Origin of the sequence: Virgibacillus litoralis, assembly GCF_017873675.1 — a bacterium.
Classification (GTDB): Bacteria; Bacillota; Bacilli; order Bacillales; family Amphibacillaceae; genus Lentibacillus; species Lentibacillus litoralis.
In genome coordinates, this window is record NZ_JAGGKK010000008.1 from 1 (window position 1) to 14,712 (window position 14,712).

At 35.5% G+C, this 14,712-nt stretch carries 14 protein-coding genes; 6 read left to right on the forward strand and 8 right to left on the reverse strand.

Going from position 1 to position 14,712, the window contains the following annotated elements:
* Nucleotides 1-248, reverse strand: a 248-nt coding sequence (locus J2Z82_RS08305) for a hypothetical protein (protein ID WP_209480342.1), incomplete at its 3' end; no start/stop codon positions are given.
* A gap of 436 nt (nucleotides 249-684) precedes the next feature.
* Between J2Z82_RS08305 and tagD (J2Z82_RS08310) the strand changes: the two genes are divergently transcribed.
* The 4 genes from tagD (J2Z82_RS08310) to J2Z82_RS08325 all read left to right on the forward strand — a co-directional run bounded on the left by tagD (J2Z82_RS08310) (nucleotide 685) and on the right by J2Z82_RS08325 (nucleotide 3,912).
* Entirely contained in the window at nucleotides 685-1,083 is a 399-nt protein-coding gene (gene tagD, locus J2Z82_RS08310; protein ID WP_092502352.1) for a glycerol-3-phosphate cytidylyltransferase, read from the forward strand.
* 112 nt (nucleotides 1,084-1,195) lie between these two features.
* Nucleotides 1,196-2,260, forward strand: a complete 1,065-nt coding sequence (locus J2Z82_RS08315) for a CDP-glycerol glycerophosphotransferase family protein (RefSeq protein WP_245251291.1) — start codon at nucleotides 1,196-1,198, stop codon at nucleotides 2,258-2,260.
* A 112-nt stretch (nucleotides 2,261-2,372) separates the two neighbouring features.
* Entirely contained in the window at nucleotides 2,373-2,765 is a 393-nt protein-coding gene (gene tagD / locus J2Z82_RS08320) for a glycerol-3-phosphate cytidylyltransferase (protein WP_209480344.1), read from the forward strand.
* Nucleotides 2,758-3,912, forward strand: coding sequence for a CDP-glycerol glycerophosphotransferase family protein (locus J2Z82_RS08325; protein WP_209480345.1), 1,155 nt, complete (start codon nucleotides 2,758-2,760; stop codon nucleotides 3,910-3,912). Before tagD (J2Z82_RS08320) ends, J2Z82_RS08325 begins: the two co-directional genes overlap by 8 nt.
* A 4-nt stretch (nucleotides 3,913-3,916) precedes the next feature.
* Here J2Z82_RS08325 and pssE read toward each other — a convergent pair whose 3' ends face one another.
* The 5 genes from pssE to J2Z82_RS08350 all read right to left on the reverse strand — a co-directional run bounded on the left by pssE (nucleotide 3,917) and on the right by J2Z82_RS08350 (nucleotide 8,764).
* Entirely contained in the window at nucleotides 3,917-4,396 is a 480-nt protein-coding gene (gene pssE, locus J2Z82_RS08330) for a PssE/Cps14G family polysaccharide biosynthesis glycosyltransferase (protein ID WP_209480346.1), read from the reverse strand.
* Entirely contained in the window at nucleotides 4,393-4,863 is a 471-nt protein-coding gene (gene pssD, locus J2Z82_RS08335) for a PssD/Cps14F family polysaccharide biosynthesis glycosyltransferase (protein ID WP_209480347.1), read from the reverse strand. The genes pssE and pssD overlap by 4 nt, the downstream gene beginning before the upstream one ends.
* 13 nt (nucleotides 4,864-4,876) lie before the next feature.
* A complete protein-coding gene (locus J2Z82_RS08340) occupies nucleotides 4,877-5,977 on the reverse strand; it encodes a glycosyltransferase (RefSeq protein ID WP_245251293.1) in 1,101 nt (366 codons plus the stop codon).
* A gap of 15 nt (nucleotides 5,978-5,992) precedes the next feature.
* Nucleotides 5,993-7,318 (reverse strand): O-antigen ligase family protein, encoded by a 1,326-nt coding sequence (locus tag J2Z82_RS08345; RefSeq protein WP_209480348.1) that lies wholly within the window; start codon nucleotides 7,316-7,318, stop codon nucleotides 5,993-5,995.
* 129 nt (nucleotides 7,319-7,447) lie between these two features.
* A complete protein-coding gene (locus tag J2Z82_RS08350; protein ID WP_209480349.1) occupies nucleotides 7,448-8,764 on the reverse strand; it encodes a UDP-glucose dehydrogenase family protein in 1,317 nt (438 codons plus the stop codon).
* A gap of 172 nt (nucleotides 8,765-8,936) precedes the next feature.
* Here J2Z82_RS08350 and J2Z82_RS08355 point away from each other — a divergent pair, with 172 nt between their 5' ends.
* Nucleotides 8,937-10,019: a bifunctional glycosyltransferase family 2/GtrA family protein gene (locus J2Z82_RS08355; RefSeq protein WP_209480350.1), complete on the forward strand. Its 1,083-nt coding sequence runs from the start codon at nucleotides 8,937-8,939 to the stop codon at nucleotides 10,017-10,019.
* Nucleotides 10,020-10,065: 46 nt separating this feature from the next.
* Nucleotides 10,066-11,835: a hypothetical protein gene (locus tag J2Z82_RS08360; RefSeq protein ID WP_209480351.1), complete on the forward strand. Its 1,770-nt coding sequence runs from the start codon at nucleotides 10,066-10,068 to the stop codon at nucleotides 11,833-11,835.
* A 41-nt stretch (nucleotides 11,836-11,876) separates the two neighbouring features.
* On the opposite strand, the gene J2Z82_RS08365 is transcribed toward J2Z82_RS08360, so the two are convergent.
* Entirely contained in the window at nucleotides 11,877-13,337 is a 1,461-nt protein-coding gene (locus J2Z82_RS08365; RefSeq protein ID WP_209480352.1) for an APC family permease, read from the reverse strand.
* A gap of 125 nt (nucleotides 13,338-13,462) precedes the next feature.
* Entirely contained in the window at nucleotides 13,463-14,611 is a 1,149-nt protein-coding gene (locus J2Z82_RS08370; protein WP_209480353.1) for an acyltransferase, read from the reverse strand.
* Between the last annotated feature and the right edge of the window lie 101 nt (nucleotides 14,612-14,712).

Below are 14,712 nucleotides of genomic sequence, written 5' to 3' on the forward strand. Positions count from 1 at the left end.
GATCCGTCTTCCGTTGTGCTATCTCCAGATCCGTCTTCCGTTGTGCTATCTCCAGATCCGTCTTCCGTTGTGCTATCTCCAGATCCGTCTTCCGTTGTGCTATCTCCAGATCCGTCTTCCGTACTTGTAGTCTGATTTACAGTTTCAGTCTTTTCGTCTTCATCTGCAGTTGTTTCTGCAAGCACATTAATAGGGAAAACTGAACTGAAAATTAGAAATGCAATCAATATAATGGATAACTTTCTCATTTAATACCTCCATGATGATAAATGCTAATTTGACAACTATAAAAAAGTATCCCTTTTCATCACCCCGCCTCTACTTTAATAGATTAATAGTAGTTAAAATTATTAATAAAACGTTTTTTTTAATTTATAACTACAATTTAGTATGTAACAATTACATGTACTATTAATCTATTCTATTATACTAAGAATAACCAATTTTGAATATAAAATATGACAATTTTATTGCAAAATAATCAAAAAGTAACAGATTGCTTACATTAAAGTGGAAATTTGTAATATTACTACGAAATTTGTAATCCACGTTTTTATTATTTCAGTTTCATAGTATAATTAGATATGACATTATTTAACTACTAATTGATAACTGATTGTTACGTTATTGTAAAGATAATATAGTATAATATAAATATCGTAAATTTACATGGAGGGTTTTTCAGTGAAAAAAGTAATCACATACGGAACATTCGATTTACTTCATACTGGGCACATCAATATTCTACGCCGTGCAAAGGAATTCGGCGACTATTTGATTGTTGCCATTTCAGCAGATGTCTTTAATAAAATTAAAGGTAAAAAAGCATATTATAGCTTTGAACAACGTAAAGCGATTCTGGAAGCTATACGGTATGTTGACGAAGTCATTCCTGAGTATAATTGGGAGCAAAAAGTAGAAGACGTGCAAAAGCATGACGTTGATGTATTTGTAATGGGAGACGACTGGACCGGTGAATTTGACTTCTTAAAAGAGCATTGTGAAGTTGTGTATTTACCAAGAACAGTTGGGATATCAACCACAAAAATTAAATCAGATTTGAACAATACTAACAATGGCTAGAGAACTGGCGATTACATTGTACCTTTCTGTTTTTCGTACACTCTTTCTTATCTTTAAAATGTTTCCCCAGAAGAAGAAAACAACATTTGTTGCTTCATTTGGGGATAATATTTTGTATACTGTCAATGAGCTTGAAAAACAGACTGATGATCAGGTTGTTATTCTCAAAACCTCCCATTGTAAGATTAGTTTTGATGATTTGTCGAATAGAAAAGTCCTAGACTTTGAGAGTTTAAATATTATAGATTGGGTTCTGTCCATCTACCATCTGTCAACCTCGGAAAAGGTCATTGCTGACAATTATTATGGTTTTTTAGCAGTGACAGAGTTTAAGGCTAATGTTCAGTGTATCCAACTTTGGCATGCTGCAGGTGCGATCAAACAATTCGGATTAAAGGATCCATCGATTCAAAATCGATCTCCACGCGCGTTCGAGCGTTTCCAAAAGGTTTACCACCGATTTGATTATGTTGTAGTTGGTTCCGAACGGATGGCGTCTATTTTCCGAAAAAGCTTTAATATTTCAAACGAACAAATCTTACGTACAGGAATACCAAGAAGCGACTTCTTTTTCGATACTGTGGCTAAAAATGAAGCAGAAAAATCATTAAAACAGGATTTTCCAGTTATAAATGGGAAAAAAGTTATTTTATATGCACCGACATACCGTGACAATGATCTGAATACAACGGATTTACATTTAAACATTGAAAAAATGTATCGTGAGTTCAAGGATGATTATGTATTATTCTTACGTCTTCACCCAGCAGTTGATGGTGAATATCAGAATAAATTTCCCGGTTTTGTTATCAATGTATCAAGCTATCATAATATGAATCATTTATTAGTGATATCGGATATTTTAATCTCTGATTACTCCTCTATTCCGTTTGAATATTCATTATTAAACAAGCCAATGGTCTTTTATGCATATGATTTTGAAGATTACGCTAAGATAAGGGGATTCTGGGAAGCTTATGATGAACTAGTTCCAGGACCTGTCGTGAAGTCTACAGAAGCTTTAATTGATGTGATTAAAAGCGAAAGTTTTAATATGAATCAAGTTAGCACATTTGCTAATCAATGGAATCAGTATTCAAATGGATATTCAAGTGAAAGTCTGGTTAAAGCTATTTACACCGAAGAAGAGCAATCGAAAGTTGCAGGCCAAGTCTAGACACCCGGAGAACAGTTATTCTGTATTCTCTGGGTTTTTAGTATGATTATCTTTTTATTAATAATGCATACTATTACTACTATAAACCTTATTATAAAGTGGAGGTTTTACTATGAAAAAGGTAATCACATACGGAACTTTTGATATTTTACACACTGGCCATATCAATTTATTACGTCGTGCTAAAGAATATGGCGACTATTTAATTGTTGCTATTTCTTCTGATTCGTTTAATGCGTTAAAAGGTAAAGCTGCATACTATACTTTCGAGCAACGTAAAGCGATCCTCGAAGCTGTCCGTTATGTAGATGAAGTGATTCCAGAGGATACATGGGAACAAAAGCTGGAGGATGTGAAGAAGCATAATATCGATGTATTTATTATGGGCGATGACTGGAAAGGTGAGTTTGACTTTTTAAAGGAACATTGCGAAGTTGTTTATTTACCTAGAACTGTTGGAATATCATCAACAAAAATTAAGACAGATTTGAATAAAAATGATTAGAGAATTAGTATTATCCATATACCTATTTATTCTTCGCATGTTCTTTAATTTATTTACGTTATTTCCCCAAAAGCATAAAACAACGTTTGTTGCCTCGTTCGGCATTAATATTATATATACGATAAACGAGTTGGAGAAACAAACTGATCACCAAGTCGTTATTCTTAAGACACCTCAATGCAAAAACACTTATGAAGATGGTCCGCGCAGAACGATATTGAGATTCGGAAGTCTTAATATAATTAGCTGGGTTCGATCGATTTACCATTTAGCTACCTCTAAACTAGTTTTTGTAGATAATTACTATGGTTTTTTATCTGTGACTAAATTTAGACCGAACACCCAGTGTATCCAGTTATGGCATGCAGCTGGGGCGATTAAGCAATTTGGGTTGAAGGATCGATCTATTGATGATCGCCACCCTAGAGCTTGTGAACGGTTTAAAAATGTTTACGACCGATTTGATTACGTTATTGCTGGTTCAGAAAAGATGGCTGGTATTTTTGGTATGGCCTTTGCTTTGTCGGAAAAGCAACTATTGCGGACTGGGATACCAAGAACCGATTTCTTTTTCGATACGATGGCGATAAATAAGGCAGAACAATCATTACTAAGTAAATTTCCAATTATTAATGAAAAGAAAGTTATCCTCTATGCTCCAACATACCGTGCCAATGATCTTAATTCATCAGAACTTAAATTGGATATTGAAAAAATGTACAATGCTCTAAATGATGAATATGTATTATTCCTAAGTCTTCACCCTAAAGTAAAGGCGGAACTCCAAAATGATTACCCTTATTTTGTTTTCGATGTTTCCAGCTATCTGCATTTAAATCATTTACTGGTAATTACTGATATTTTAATTACAGATTACTCATCGATTCCATTCGAATTTTCTTTACTGAATAAGCCGATGGTGTTTTTTGCATATGATTTGGAGGCTTATGCTCATGAGAAAGGTTTTTGGGAGAATTATGAAGAACTTGTTCCGGGGCATGTGGTTAAACATACGGACTCTTTAATTGATGTAATAAAGGCTGGTGAGTTTGATACGGAAAGGGTTCGGGCATTTGCCGATGAATGGAATCAGTATTCGAGAGGTGAATCGAGTGAGCGTTTGATTAAAGCTTTATATAATCAATAGCTGATTATACTTCGTTTATAAAATTCTCGATCAATTGATATATCTGTTCTCTGCCAGAACGAAAAGGCTTTGGTTGAAATGTCTCGGCTTTTTGAATAACCTCCTCCAGCATTGTACCATCTTCCCAGCTTAAAATATGACCTTGGTTAACTAAGGCAGATACAATCTGTAATTGATGATCATCATTATGTTCACCATATTTCTTCAAGCGGGCGCAAGCAATTACGCTTTTCCCTTTTTTTAGTCCTGCAATAATTGACCCTGTACCTGCGTGTGTAATAATGAAACGAGCCTGTTCGCATAACAAGTCCATTTCTTTATAACTGACAAATTGTTTGATGGTTAAATTATTACTATTATATTTTGTGTGACCAGACTGGACGATAATATCGTCTTCAATTATATTCTCGCTCTTTAATCGCTCTACTTCCTTTAATAGTCTGGTGAACGGCAGCTCATGGGTACCTAAAACAACTAAAATCAATAGATAGACCCCCCATTTACTGCTTTTGGATAAATCTTTTTCATTGTTTCCCATTGTACGATAAACAAGTCGGCTATTGGATATACCAATCTACCTGATAATGTTGGACTGGTCGTCTTTGCAAAGCTTTCAATAAAGATTACTTTTTTTCGGAAAAGCTTAGCAATATAACACATTGGAACTGCGGTGTGTGCCCCTGTCGTGATAATTACATCCGGTCGCTTATTCAGAAAAATAAAGAATGCTTTGAACATGTTGAATGAAAATTTAAATATGTACCGAAATAAATAATTTCTGGCACCATAGACAAGCAAAGATATTGGGTATTTATCTTTTAAGTCCATTGTTATTGCACATTTCTCAGTAACAATATGATATTGATAATTTTTAAATAGGGGTTCAAGCTGTAATAACTGTGTTAAATGTCCGCCTACTGACGAAATAAGTAGTACTTTTTTTGGATTCAACTTTATTTCGCTCCTATTCTTGATGATATAGTTCAATCAGTTGTTCGATTAGCTTTTCTTGGTCATACTTCTGAGCTTTCTCTTCCCCATACGCAATAAGCTCTTTGCGAAAATTATCATTCGTTAAAATAGATTCAATACCTATCCTTAATGATTCTTTGTTTTTTGGCTCCACCAAAACCCCAGCATTATTGGCGAGTAAATAACGCAATCCACCAACATTCGTTCCAACTACTGGCGTATGACAGGACATTGCCTCCAATGCAACAAGGCCAAAACCTTCCATATGGGATGGGATTACGAAAACATCGGCAGCTGATTGCCATCTTGCTAAGTCTTTTTGCTTCATAGGTGGATGGATTTTGATACCCTGTGTGTTCTTGTTTGAGATCTTATCGCTAAGCCATCTCACATATGCTGGATCTTTCTGGGCACCGATTAAATGGAGTTCCAGATTAGGATACTCATTTTTCAAATCGCTGTATGCGTCTACAAGTTCTGTTACTCCTTTAGCAGCAATGATATTGCCTACAAATAAAATAGGTATGGATGAAGGTGCTATATCTAATAAATGCTTAGCTTTCTCCTGGTTCATTGGTGTGAAAACCTGTCTATTGACACCCATGTTTAAAAGGGTAATTTTCTCTTCTTTTACTTTAAAGGCTGTCACCATGTCAGTTTTTAGCTTTTCTCCAACAGCGATGACATGATCTGTTTCATGTAATACCTGTTCTGTTTGTCTGAAAAAGAAAGGACCTTTTTTCGACATCTTGTCCAAGTCTCCGCCATGTGCCGTAACGATTACCCTGGTACCGAAAGTTTTTTGAAATAATAGGGCTAGCCAGCCACTTGGAAAAACGTAATGGGCGTGTATGATGTCATAGCTTCTACCTCTCGTAAGTAAGATATAGATGATTCGAATAGTCCATAAGAAGTATTTTTTTAATACAAATAATTTCCCCATACGCGGGTCCTTGATTGCAGCAACATCTGCTTGGAATCCTCGTGCTTTTAACTCTTCTACCTGATTTTTCACAAAGATCCCAAATGTGGGATTCGCTTTACTTGGATACATCGTACTTATTACTAATATTCTCTCCATTTTTTTAGTCATCTTATACATATCCTTTTATTTTTTGATGTATGATGATCGTTGTTGTTTCGCTAAGGCAAATAGGTAAGCGATAAATATGCCTAAGTATATACTTGAAGCTGGTGATGACAGAACATGACCTGCTATCATGGCACTGCCCAGACCTAAGCTGACAGACAGTCCTACTAGTACAATGACTAAATTGATTTTCTTCAGGTGATAGTTGAAAATATTAATCAGGATATGATACCCAATATAAATCAATGGAAGCATTAACAATACAAAACCTATTAAACCAAAGTTATAATACCAGTCTAAAAAGTCCATTTCGATTAACTTGGGTGATACGACATAATTGCTACCAAACCCCATACCGAATAGCTTCTGAGATAAGGGAGCTTCCCTGTATTGCTTCTTAATATTATTTAAAAAATCACTTCTGCCACTTAACAAATTCTGTTGAAGTTGTCCTTCATTTTCATGGTCCTCCTCCATAGCAGAAGGTCGATTTTCCTGATTGGTAAAGTCTATACCAAAGGAGAAACTCAGGTTGTTGCCAATTGAGGTACTTGGCGTTATTAAAATTGTCGCTGCTAATAATGCTGAAAGCGTGATTACGTTAAACCAATCTTTCTTATTTCGTACAATCTTAGGAATGAGTACTAAGATAGAAATACCTAGTACAATTATTATTGACCCAAAACTGACTTTAGTACCAATTGTTAGCATTGCCCAAATAACCAGGCCGATAAATGGCAATAATTGTGCCTTCTTAAGCCGGGATTTTTGATTAATCATGTATAAAACCATCATACTGAAACCCATTCCTAAAATGACGCTCAGCTCATTTCCTGAAAAAAACCATCCAGAGTGGCCTTCCTTAGCTAGCGCCCCATAGCTTCTTTTTGCTGTATCTGAAAGACCTGCCAACAGCATTACTGCAGCAATACTTACCATATTGATAAAAATATAGAGCTGTATAATTCTTTGCCAGTTTCCCTTTAAAGAAAATGAACGAATTACAAATACATAAACAATAAGTAATTCAACAAAGAAAACGGATTTTATGATATACGTTATTTCAAGCGACATCATAAACTGTTCTTTGACCCTTAAATTATTGGTGAAGTGAATTACCATAAAAAGACTAAGCGTAATGATATATATAAGAGCTACCTTTCTCTCTTTATCACCTGGAAGTATCAAGATGTATATGAATCCCATTCCCATAGCTACAACTCTCAAGATAATTGAGATAGGAATATTAAAATAAGCCAAAATATCTAAGGCTGGCTGTAAGAGAATAAAATAGATAAATAATTTTTCCAAACTGTTCCTATGCTTTTGCAAAGCTAAATTCATTAGGGGGTTCCCCTTTCGATATAAACCCCCGTACAGGAGTAAACGCTATTTTTTACATAAATGTTCTATACTATTATTTGACATTCCTTCTAGTTTTAAACAAAAGAAAAGATGCCAAACAAGGCACCTTTAGTTTTGTCTATTTATTGCTGGTCGACCAACGGAATGGTATTCGATGTCGCTTCCATTAAATTTTTCTAATGAAAAGCAGTTTCTTCCGTCAAAAACCATCGGATATGATAAGTGTTGTCTAAAAAGGCTAATCGGATATTCCTTTATTTCTTTCCAGTCGGTTAAGATTACTGCACAGTTTGCTTGATTCAATGCTCCTTCGATTGTTCTTTCATAATTTACTTCTTTCGGCAGAACGCTCTTGGCATTTTCAACGGCTACTGGATCATAGGCATTAATTTTAGCACCAGCATCTATTATTCTATGTGCCACTTGTATAGATGGCGCACCCCGCATATCATCTGTATTTGCCTTGAACGCCAACCCCAGTATTGCAATTGTTTTATTTTCAATACTGCCGCTAAAACGTTTTATAATTTTGTCGACCAATAAGTCGGTTTGTTTTTCATTTACATATTGAACACTTTCTAGAATAAACATGGGATAGTCCACGCGGTTTCCTAAGGTAATTATGGCATTTGTATCTTTTGGAAAACATGAACCTCCATAACCAATACCTGCTTTCAAAAATCGCCCACCGATACGACTATCCATTCCTATTCCGTTTGCTACATCGTCCACGTTTGCACCAACATGCTCACATAGGTTGGCTATCTCATTAATAAAGCTGATTTTGGTTGCCAGGAAAGTGTTCGATGCATACTTAATCATTTCGGCACTTCGAAGGTCTGTTTTTACAATTGGGATATTATATGGTCGGTATATTTCCTCCATAATCTCCATCGCTTCATCATCTTCAGAACCTAATACTATACGGTCGCCATTAAACGTATCATAAACGGCAGATCCTTGACGCAAAAATTCAGGATTGGAGACGACTCTGACAGAAAGGTTAGTTACTGCAATTCGCTCAATATTCGCTTTAATATGTTCGTTCGTTCCAATAGGGACTGTACTTTTGGTTACTAATACAACATCGTTATGTAAGTATTTTACTATATCGCTGCAAACTGTATTTAAAAATGTTAAATCTGCCGAGCCATCTGCCCCTTGAGGTGTTCCTACGGCTAAAAAGATTACCTCTTTAGCAGCTAGCCCTTCCTCATAATTGGAAGTAAAGTGTAATCTTTCTCTCTGGATATTAGTCTGTAATAGTTCCTCTAAACCTTCTTCATAAATAGGAGACTTGCCGCTCCTTAATGTCTCCACTTTCTCCTCATCAATATCAATACATGTAACATCATTGCCGATTTCAGATAAACAAACACCTGTAACAAGACCTACATAACCGGTACCGATTACAGCAATATTCACTTTGGCATGCCTCCTTTTTTCTGATGAACTTCTAATTTATACCTATGTATCGCAAAGCTGTTTTAGTAATTTTTATACTTTATTAGAAAGTGCATACAGGTTTCAAGCTATGGCAATGATGTATGTGTTAATACTTTTAAGTTTGATGCATATGGAGGATTACAGAATAACTATGAAGACTATCAGCAATGTCACTATAATAATTCCTGCCTATAATCCAGACGAGAAATTACTCAATTTAGTCGATCAAATTGAGCAGAACTTTACTCGGATCATTGTTGTAAATGATGGTAGTAATGGCGATTCACAAGATATATTTGATCAGCTAGCTAAATCAGAAAAATTCACGATTCTTAAGCATGCAGTAAACCTTGGTAAGGGCAGAGCATTAAAAACAGCCTTTAATCACTTTTTAAATAATCATAATGAATCGATAGGGATAGTAACTGTAGACGCGGATGGGCAGCATTCTGTTGAAGACATCAAAAAAGTTGCACTGAAATTAAACCAGCGTCCTAACAGTTTGATTTTAGGTGTGAGGGATTTTTCCGAGGATAATATTCCATTGAGAAGCCGATTTGGCAATATACTTACTAAAAGGATTTTTAGCTTTGCTAGCGGGATAAAAATTTCCGATACTCAAACAGGATTAAGAGGGATATCCTATGCATTTTTAAAGGAATTACTGAATGTTAAAGGTGAAAGATTTGAGTATGAAATGAATATGTTATTTGAATGTAAGAACCAAACTATTCGAGTAGAAGAAGTAGACATTGAGACTATTTATATTGAAGAGAATAAATCTTCTCATTTCAATCCGATTGTTGATTCAATAAAAATATACTCGATATTTTTGCAATATGCCTTTTCATCCCTATCTTCCTTTGGATTAGACATTTTGCTGTTCTCCATCTTGTCAATTTTCTTAAAAGACTTGATGCCTCAATCGTTTATTATTGTTGCAACAATTGGTGCAAGAATTTTATCATCAATCTTTAATTATACATTAAACAAAAACCTTGTTTTTAAATCGAATTCCAAGAGTTCACTATATAAGTATTACGTTTTGAGTATTAGTCAAATGCTTTCATCTTCTTTACTGGTTTACGTCTTTTACCTTTTAATTGGTGATGGAGAAGTTGCCATTAAAATTGTAGTAGACTCCTTACTATTTATTATAAGTTTTTACATCCAGCGACTGTGGGTGTTTGATAATGATCCAGGTGAAGTAAGTGAGGTAATAAAAAGTGTTTGAATATATTTCTATAATATTCTTATTTTTATCCCTATTGGGTTGGGGGATGTTGGTTCTACATGAAATTAAAATTCATGCAGCTTTCATTCCCATCTTTACGTTTTCAGCAATTACAAGTTTTGTTTTTTTAGCAGGGTTGTTTCAAATCATGCCGGAAGCAGTTAACCTTATATTTTACATCGGACTGCTTTTATGTGGAAGGTATGCTTATTTATTTTGGAATAAGAAATATGTCTTGGAAGAGATTGCTGTACCATCCACAGTAATGCTCGTTGTTTTGACTGTATTATTTATGTTTTTACTTAAAGGATTAGCTTTACTTCATTATGATAATTTCAGCCATTGGGGTTTAATTATTAAAGAAATGTTTGATCTTAATAGTCTCCCTGATGACAGAACCGTAATCCAATTTAAAAATTATCCGCCCGGCAGTGCTGTCTTTATTTATTTTATTAATAAAATTATTGGCTATTCAGAGAGCCATGCATTAATGGCGCAGGGGTTTTTAGTAGCTGCCAACCTTGCTGTCTTGCTCGTTTATTGCAATTGGAAAAAGCCTTCTCAAATTTTGCTAAGCATCGTATCTGGCTTTACCTTATTAATCGTTATAAAAGCTAATATTTATAATTTGCTCGTGGATACTTTATTGGGGTTAGTCGCAGTATCGATTACTGTTATTGCTTATTATTATCGCAAGAATTGGTTGAAGAGCCTTATAGCCACTATGCCTATCCTAATATTGCTTCTGTTGGTTAAAGACAGCGGTAAAATTTTCTTTATATTTAATATTGCTCTACTATTATGGTTTGTCATTTCTTATGAGTCTAAAAAAAAGACAAAAGCGCTTGTATTTGTAACTATATTTGCCATTTTTATTCCCTTGTTTACTAGCTTTTTATGGGGAGAATATACGGACAAAGCTTATCCTAATACTACTTATGAAGATAATAAGTTTGCGGTAACATTAGACACATTGTCGTTATCTGGCATTGATAAATCCGAAGAAGCTATTTCAAATTTAGGACCAGATTTGCTGCAAGCTGCTACGAAATTTGATGCAAATAGTAATGTCGAATCGTTATTTTGGCTGAATAGCATTTCCATCCTATTCATAATAGGTATTTACTTACATAGAAGAGAGAAAGCAAAGCTGTTAATTAGCACAACTGTCCTGATAAACGTTTTCTACGCTTTTTATATTGCTGCATTATATTTGATGTATTTATTTCTGATGCCGGAAATAGAAATGGTTTATTTGGCTGGTTTTTATAGATATCATTCAACAATTGTCATTTATTGTATTGGATTACTTATGACTGCACTAATACAGGAATGGTCCAAAAGTGACCTGATTCAGAAACATATCTTATTAAAATTGGGGACAATGATTTGCTTAATTACTGTCTTTGTATTTCCTTTCCATGAACATATTAAATCCATTACGACGAGACCTGAAGTGGCAAATTCCCTTCGTATGGATTTGAAGAACGCTTATGACAAAATAAGATATCGTGACTCAGAAAACCCGACTGTTCTATATTATAGCTCCGAGAGTCAGGGAGACAGAGGCTATTTGAGAAACATGGTGTTATATGAAATGCTTTCCTGGAGATTCCATATAACTTATAAATTAGACGGCGAGGAAGCGAAACAATCTTTTTTAGATGAGATGAAAAAATCCGATTATATCATCGTTTTAGATACGGATAAGAATTTTAAATCATTCTTTTCAACGTATGTAGACTCTAATAATATTGAGGGAGTTTATAAGGTTAATAATAGTGATAATGGGTTAACAACTGTGCCTGTACATTAGAAGCCCCGGAGCAGATATCCAATCCGCTCCGGGGCAATTATTCACTCTCTATTCTTTGCTTCTATTTTCTTATTACCTAATATTAGGTAGTTCAGTTCTTCTTTTGGAATTTTATTGAATTCAGTTCGCTTGGCTAGGTAGAATATTATGCCTAATAGGATCCATGAGATCAGTGCGATTCTGGACTCGATTCCCAGGAATGCTGGTGAAGCTGGGATAAGCAATAAGCTCAAGAATGTCAGGCTGGCTAGCATTCCTACTCCAGCAATTGTCTTTTTCAGTGGTGCTACAACATGTTTCTTATGATTAAAGTCCTTGTCTTTTGACCATTTAAAAAGTGAAAATGCTGTAAAACATGTATAGAAATATGCAATTGTTACACCAATTGATGACATGTCTACTACCCAGATAAGCGCCTCACGCCCAAACCATGGTGCAAACATGGAAACAATTACCGTGAAAATAATACCTACATACGGTGTTTTGTATTTTGGATGAAGTCTAGAGAATGCTTCAGGAATTATTTTCGCACGTGACATAGCGAATAGTAAACGGCTTGATGAGATAATAAAACCATTTAAGCCTGTGAAAACACCCATTGTCAGCGCTACAACGAGGATCACGAGTCCCATCGTGCCTACCGTATCCTGAATAGCTGCTCCTGTTCCCCATTGCTGGCCTTCAGCAACTAATCCTTGCCAAGGCTGTGTCATAGCAGTAGCAATAATCATCAAGCTATATAATACAGCTGCGAAGAGTATCGCCAGAATTATTAATGTGAATGCTTTTTTAGATGAAAAACGAAATTCTTCTGCTGCCTGTGGTATATTATCAAAACCAACGTAAGCCCATGGCGCAATTGCTACGATTGAAATAATTGCAGCAAATGCTGTTGTTCCTGTTGGGAATGCTGGTGATATGTTCGATAATCCTGCGCCAGGCTGTCCGCCAACTAAAAATGTAATGGCGAGGACGCCTAATATCATAATAGAACAAAAAATAAATTGCATACGGCCTGTTAAGCCAGTTCCTCGTACGTTTAAAAAGCCAAATAACCCTAATGCTGCGGATGCAATAATGATTTCCATTCCATAAACATTCCACCCAGCAATTTGGTAAAGATGCAAGTTTTCAATTAATGCGGGAAAAACATATTTAAACATTAATGCAAAAGCAGATGCGTTTAGTGCGACGATACAAATGTACCCCAGCGTTAAAAACCACCCGCTAATAAATGCGTGTGTACGACCTAAACTTATAAATGCATAGGCAAATTCCCCTCCTGATACCGGGAAACTTTTTATTAAAAATCCATAGCTCACAGCGATCAACATCATTAGTAATGCGCCAATACCGAAACCTGCGATTACTCCTAATGGACCTGCCTGGGACATCCAGTTCGTTGGCTGTACGAAAGCACCCCAACCAATTGAGGAGCCTAGGGCAATCGCCCATACCCAGTGTGGCTTTAGTGATTTTTTCAGCGTCTGTCGTTCTTCCATGCTTCGTCTCCTTTTAACCTCTTTTTTTGATACTACCCCGTTATACCAAAATTCGACTATTTTCGCAAAATTTCTAGTACTAGCATATGCGAGGAATGGAATATTATTTTGGCGTTATTTACCCCTTATTTTCTGTGGTAAGGAATTTTGGGATTAAATGGAGAGATTTGGGATGATTCTCGAATAGCTTTCCAACGATATACTCTTTTCATACTGTTTCCGGTTTTAAGTTGTTGTATCCCAATATACAGGAAGTATGCCACAATAAATACTGTAGGCGTGAATAGGATATTCCACAGGATTGTATCCTGAACAAATGTAATTTCAAGACGCTTTACCAGCAGTCGTATTGCTTCCATGACGAATACGTGTGAAACATAGATGCCGACTGAATTGGCACCAATCTTAGATATGAGTGAGTTTTTACCAATTTTGTTGTGCTTTATAATTGCCATGAACAGTATAATAATTAATGGGATTGTAGCCAGGAAGTAATTTTGTTCATTTCCCTCCAAAATCTTAATTGTGTAATATCCCTCTAATACTTGAACAAGTGAGAATACAGTAATAACCCCTATATACACAAATACTGGGATTTTCATCGCAAATTCTTTTACCTGACCTGCATATTTGCCCACTAATCCGCCAAGCGTTGTGTAAAATAGCCCCATGAATAGAGCATCCCGAGTATTTAGGGCTACCTCAAAAAAGGATGAATACGATTGGCCAAACAGTCCATATATGTTAAGCCCTAACGAGATAATAAAAAGTACTCGCAGGAGCCTGAATTTCGTAAAAATAAATAAAATAGCAATTGACCAAATCAGTGCCAACAGAAACCATAGATGGTATTGAGTATGGCCAGCTCCATAATAAAGCGTTTCCCATGTAAAGTAAGTTGCAAGATATTCCTGGAACATTACGTGCATTGCTTGTACCGATTTTTCTGTCTCAATATAGTTGATTGCCAGATCGTACAGAAAATAGAATGCAAACCATGCAGTCCATAACTTTGTTAATTTTAAGATGTATTTTTTAAAATAGGTAAACTGTTGTTTTGTAGAATCGATTGTGTTGATTTTTTGAATGAATAAATAACCCGACGCTACAAAAAAGAATGGCACAGCGAATCGCGCCAATATGTCGATTATAAAATCAGCTTGGTCTCCGTCAATAGCACCTAACTGCACTCCACTTACTGTCCCTGTGTGGATACAAACCACAGCAAGGATAGCAAAAAATTTCACAAAATCGATTGTATAATTACGTTCCATACCCTATACTCTCCCATTGCTGCAGCCCCAATTTTTCGATAACTTTATACTAAAATCTATTCGAAAATTATTTGGTAGTTTAGGGAGATGTTAAAATGCCT

Excerpts from the sequence above, each read along its gene's own strand:
- tagD (WP_209480344.1), top strand. The coding sequence starts at position 2,373 with ATGAAAAAGGTAATCACATACGGAACTTTTGATATTTTACACACTGGC.
- J2Z82_RS08355 (WP_209480350.1), top strand. The coding sequence starts at position 8,937 with ATGAAGACTATCAGCAATGTCACTATAATAATTCCTGCCTATAATCCA.
- J2Z82_RS08360 (WP_209480351.1), top strand. The coding sequence starts at position 10,066 with ATGTTGGTTCTACATGAAATTAAAATTCATGCAGCTTTCATTCCCATC.
- J2Z82_RS08325 (WP_209480345.1), top strand. The coding sequence starts at position 2,758 with ATGATTAGAGAATTAGTATTATCCATATACCTATTTATTCTTCGCATG.
- J2Z82_RS08365 (WP_209480352.1), bottom strand. The coding sequence starts at position 13,337 with ATGGAAGAACGACAGACGCTGAAAAAATCACTAAAGCCACACTGGGTA.
- J2Z82_RS08340 (WP_245251293.1), bottom strand. The coding sequence starts at position 5,977 with ATGACTAAAAAAATGGAGAGAATATTAGTAATAAGTACGATGTATCCA.
- J2Z82_RS08345 (WP_209480348.1), bottom strand. The coding sequence starts at position 7,318 with ATGAATTTAGCTTTGCAAAAGCATAGGAACAGTTTGGAAAAATTATTT.
- J2Z82_RS08370 (WP_209480353.1), bottom strand. The coding sequence starts at position 14,611 with ATGGAACGTAATTATACAATCGATTTTGTGAAATTTTTTGCTATCCTT.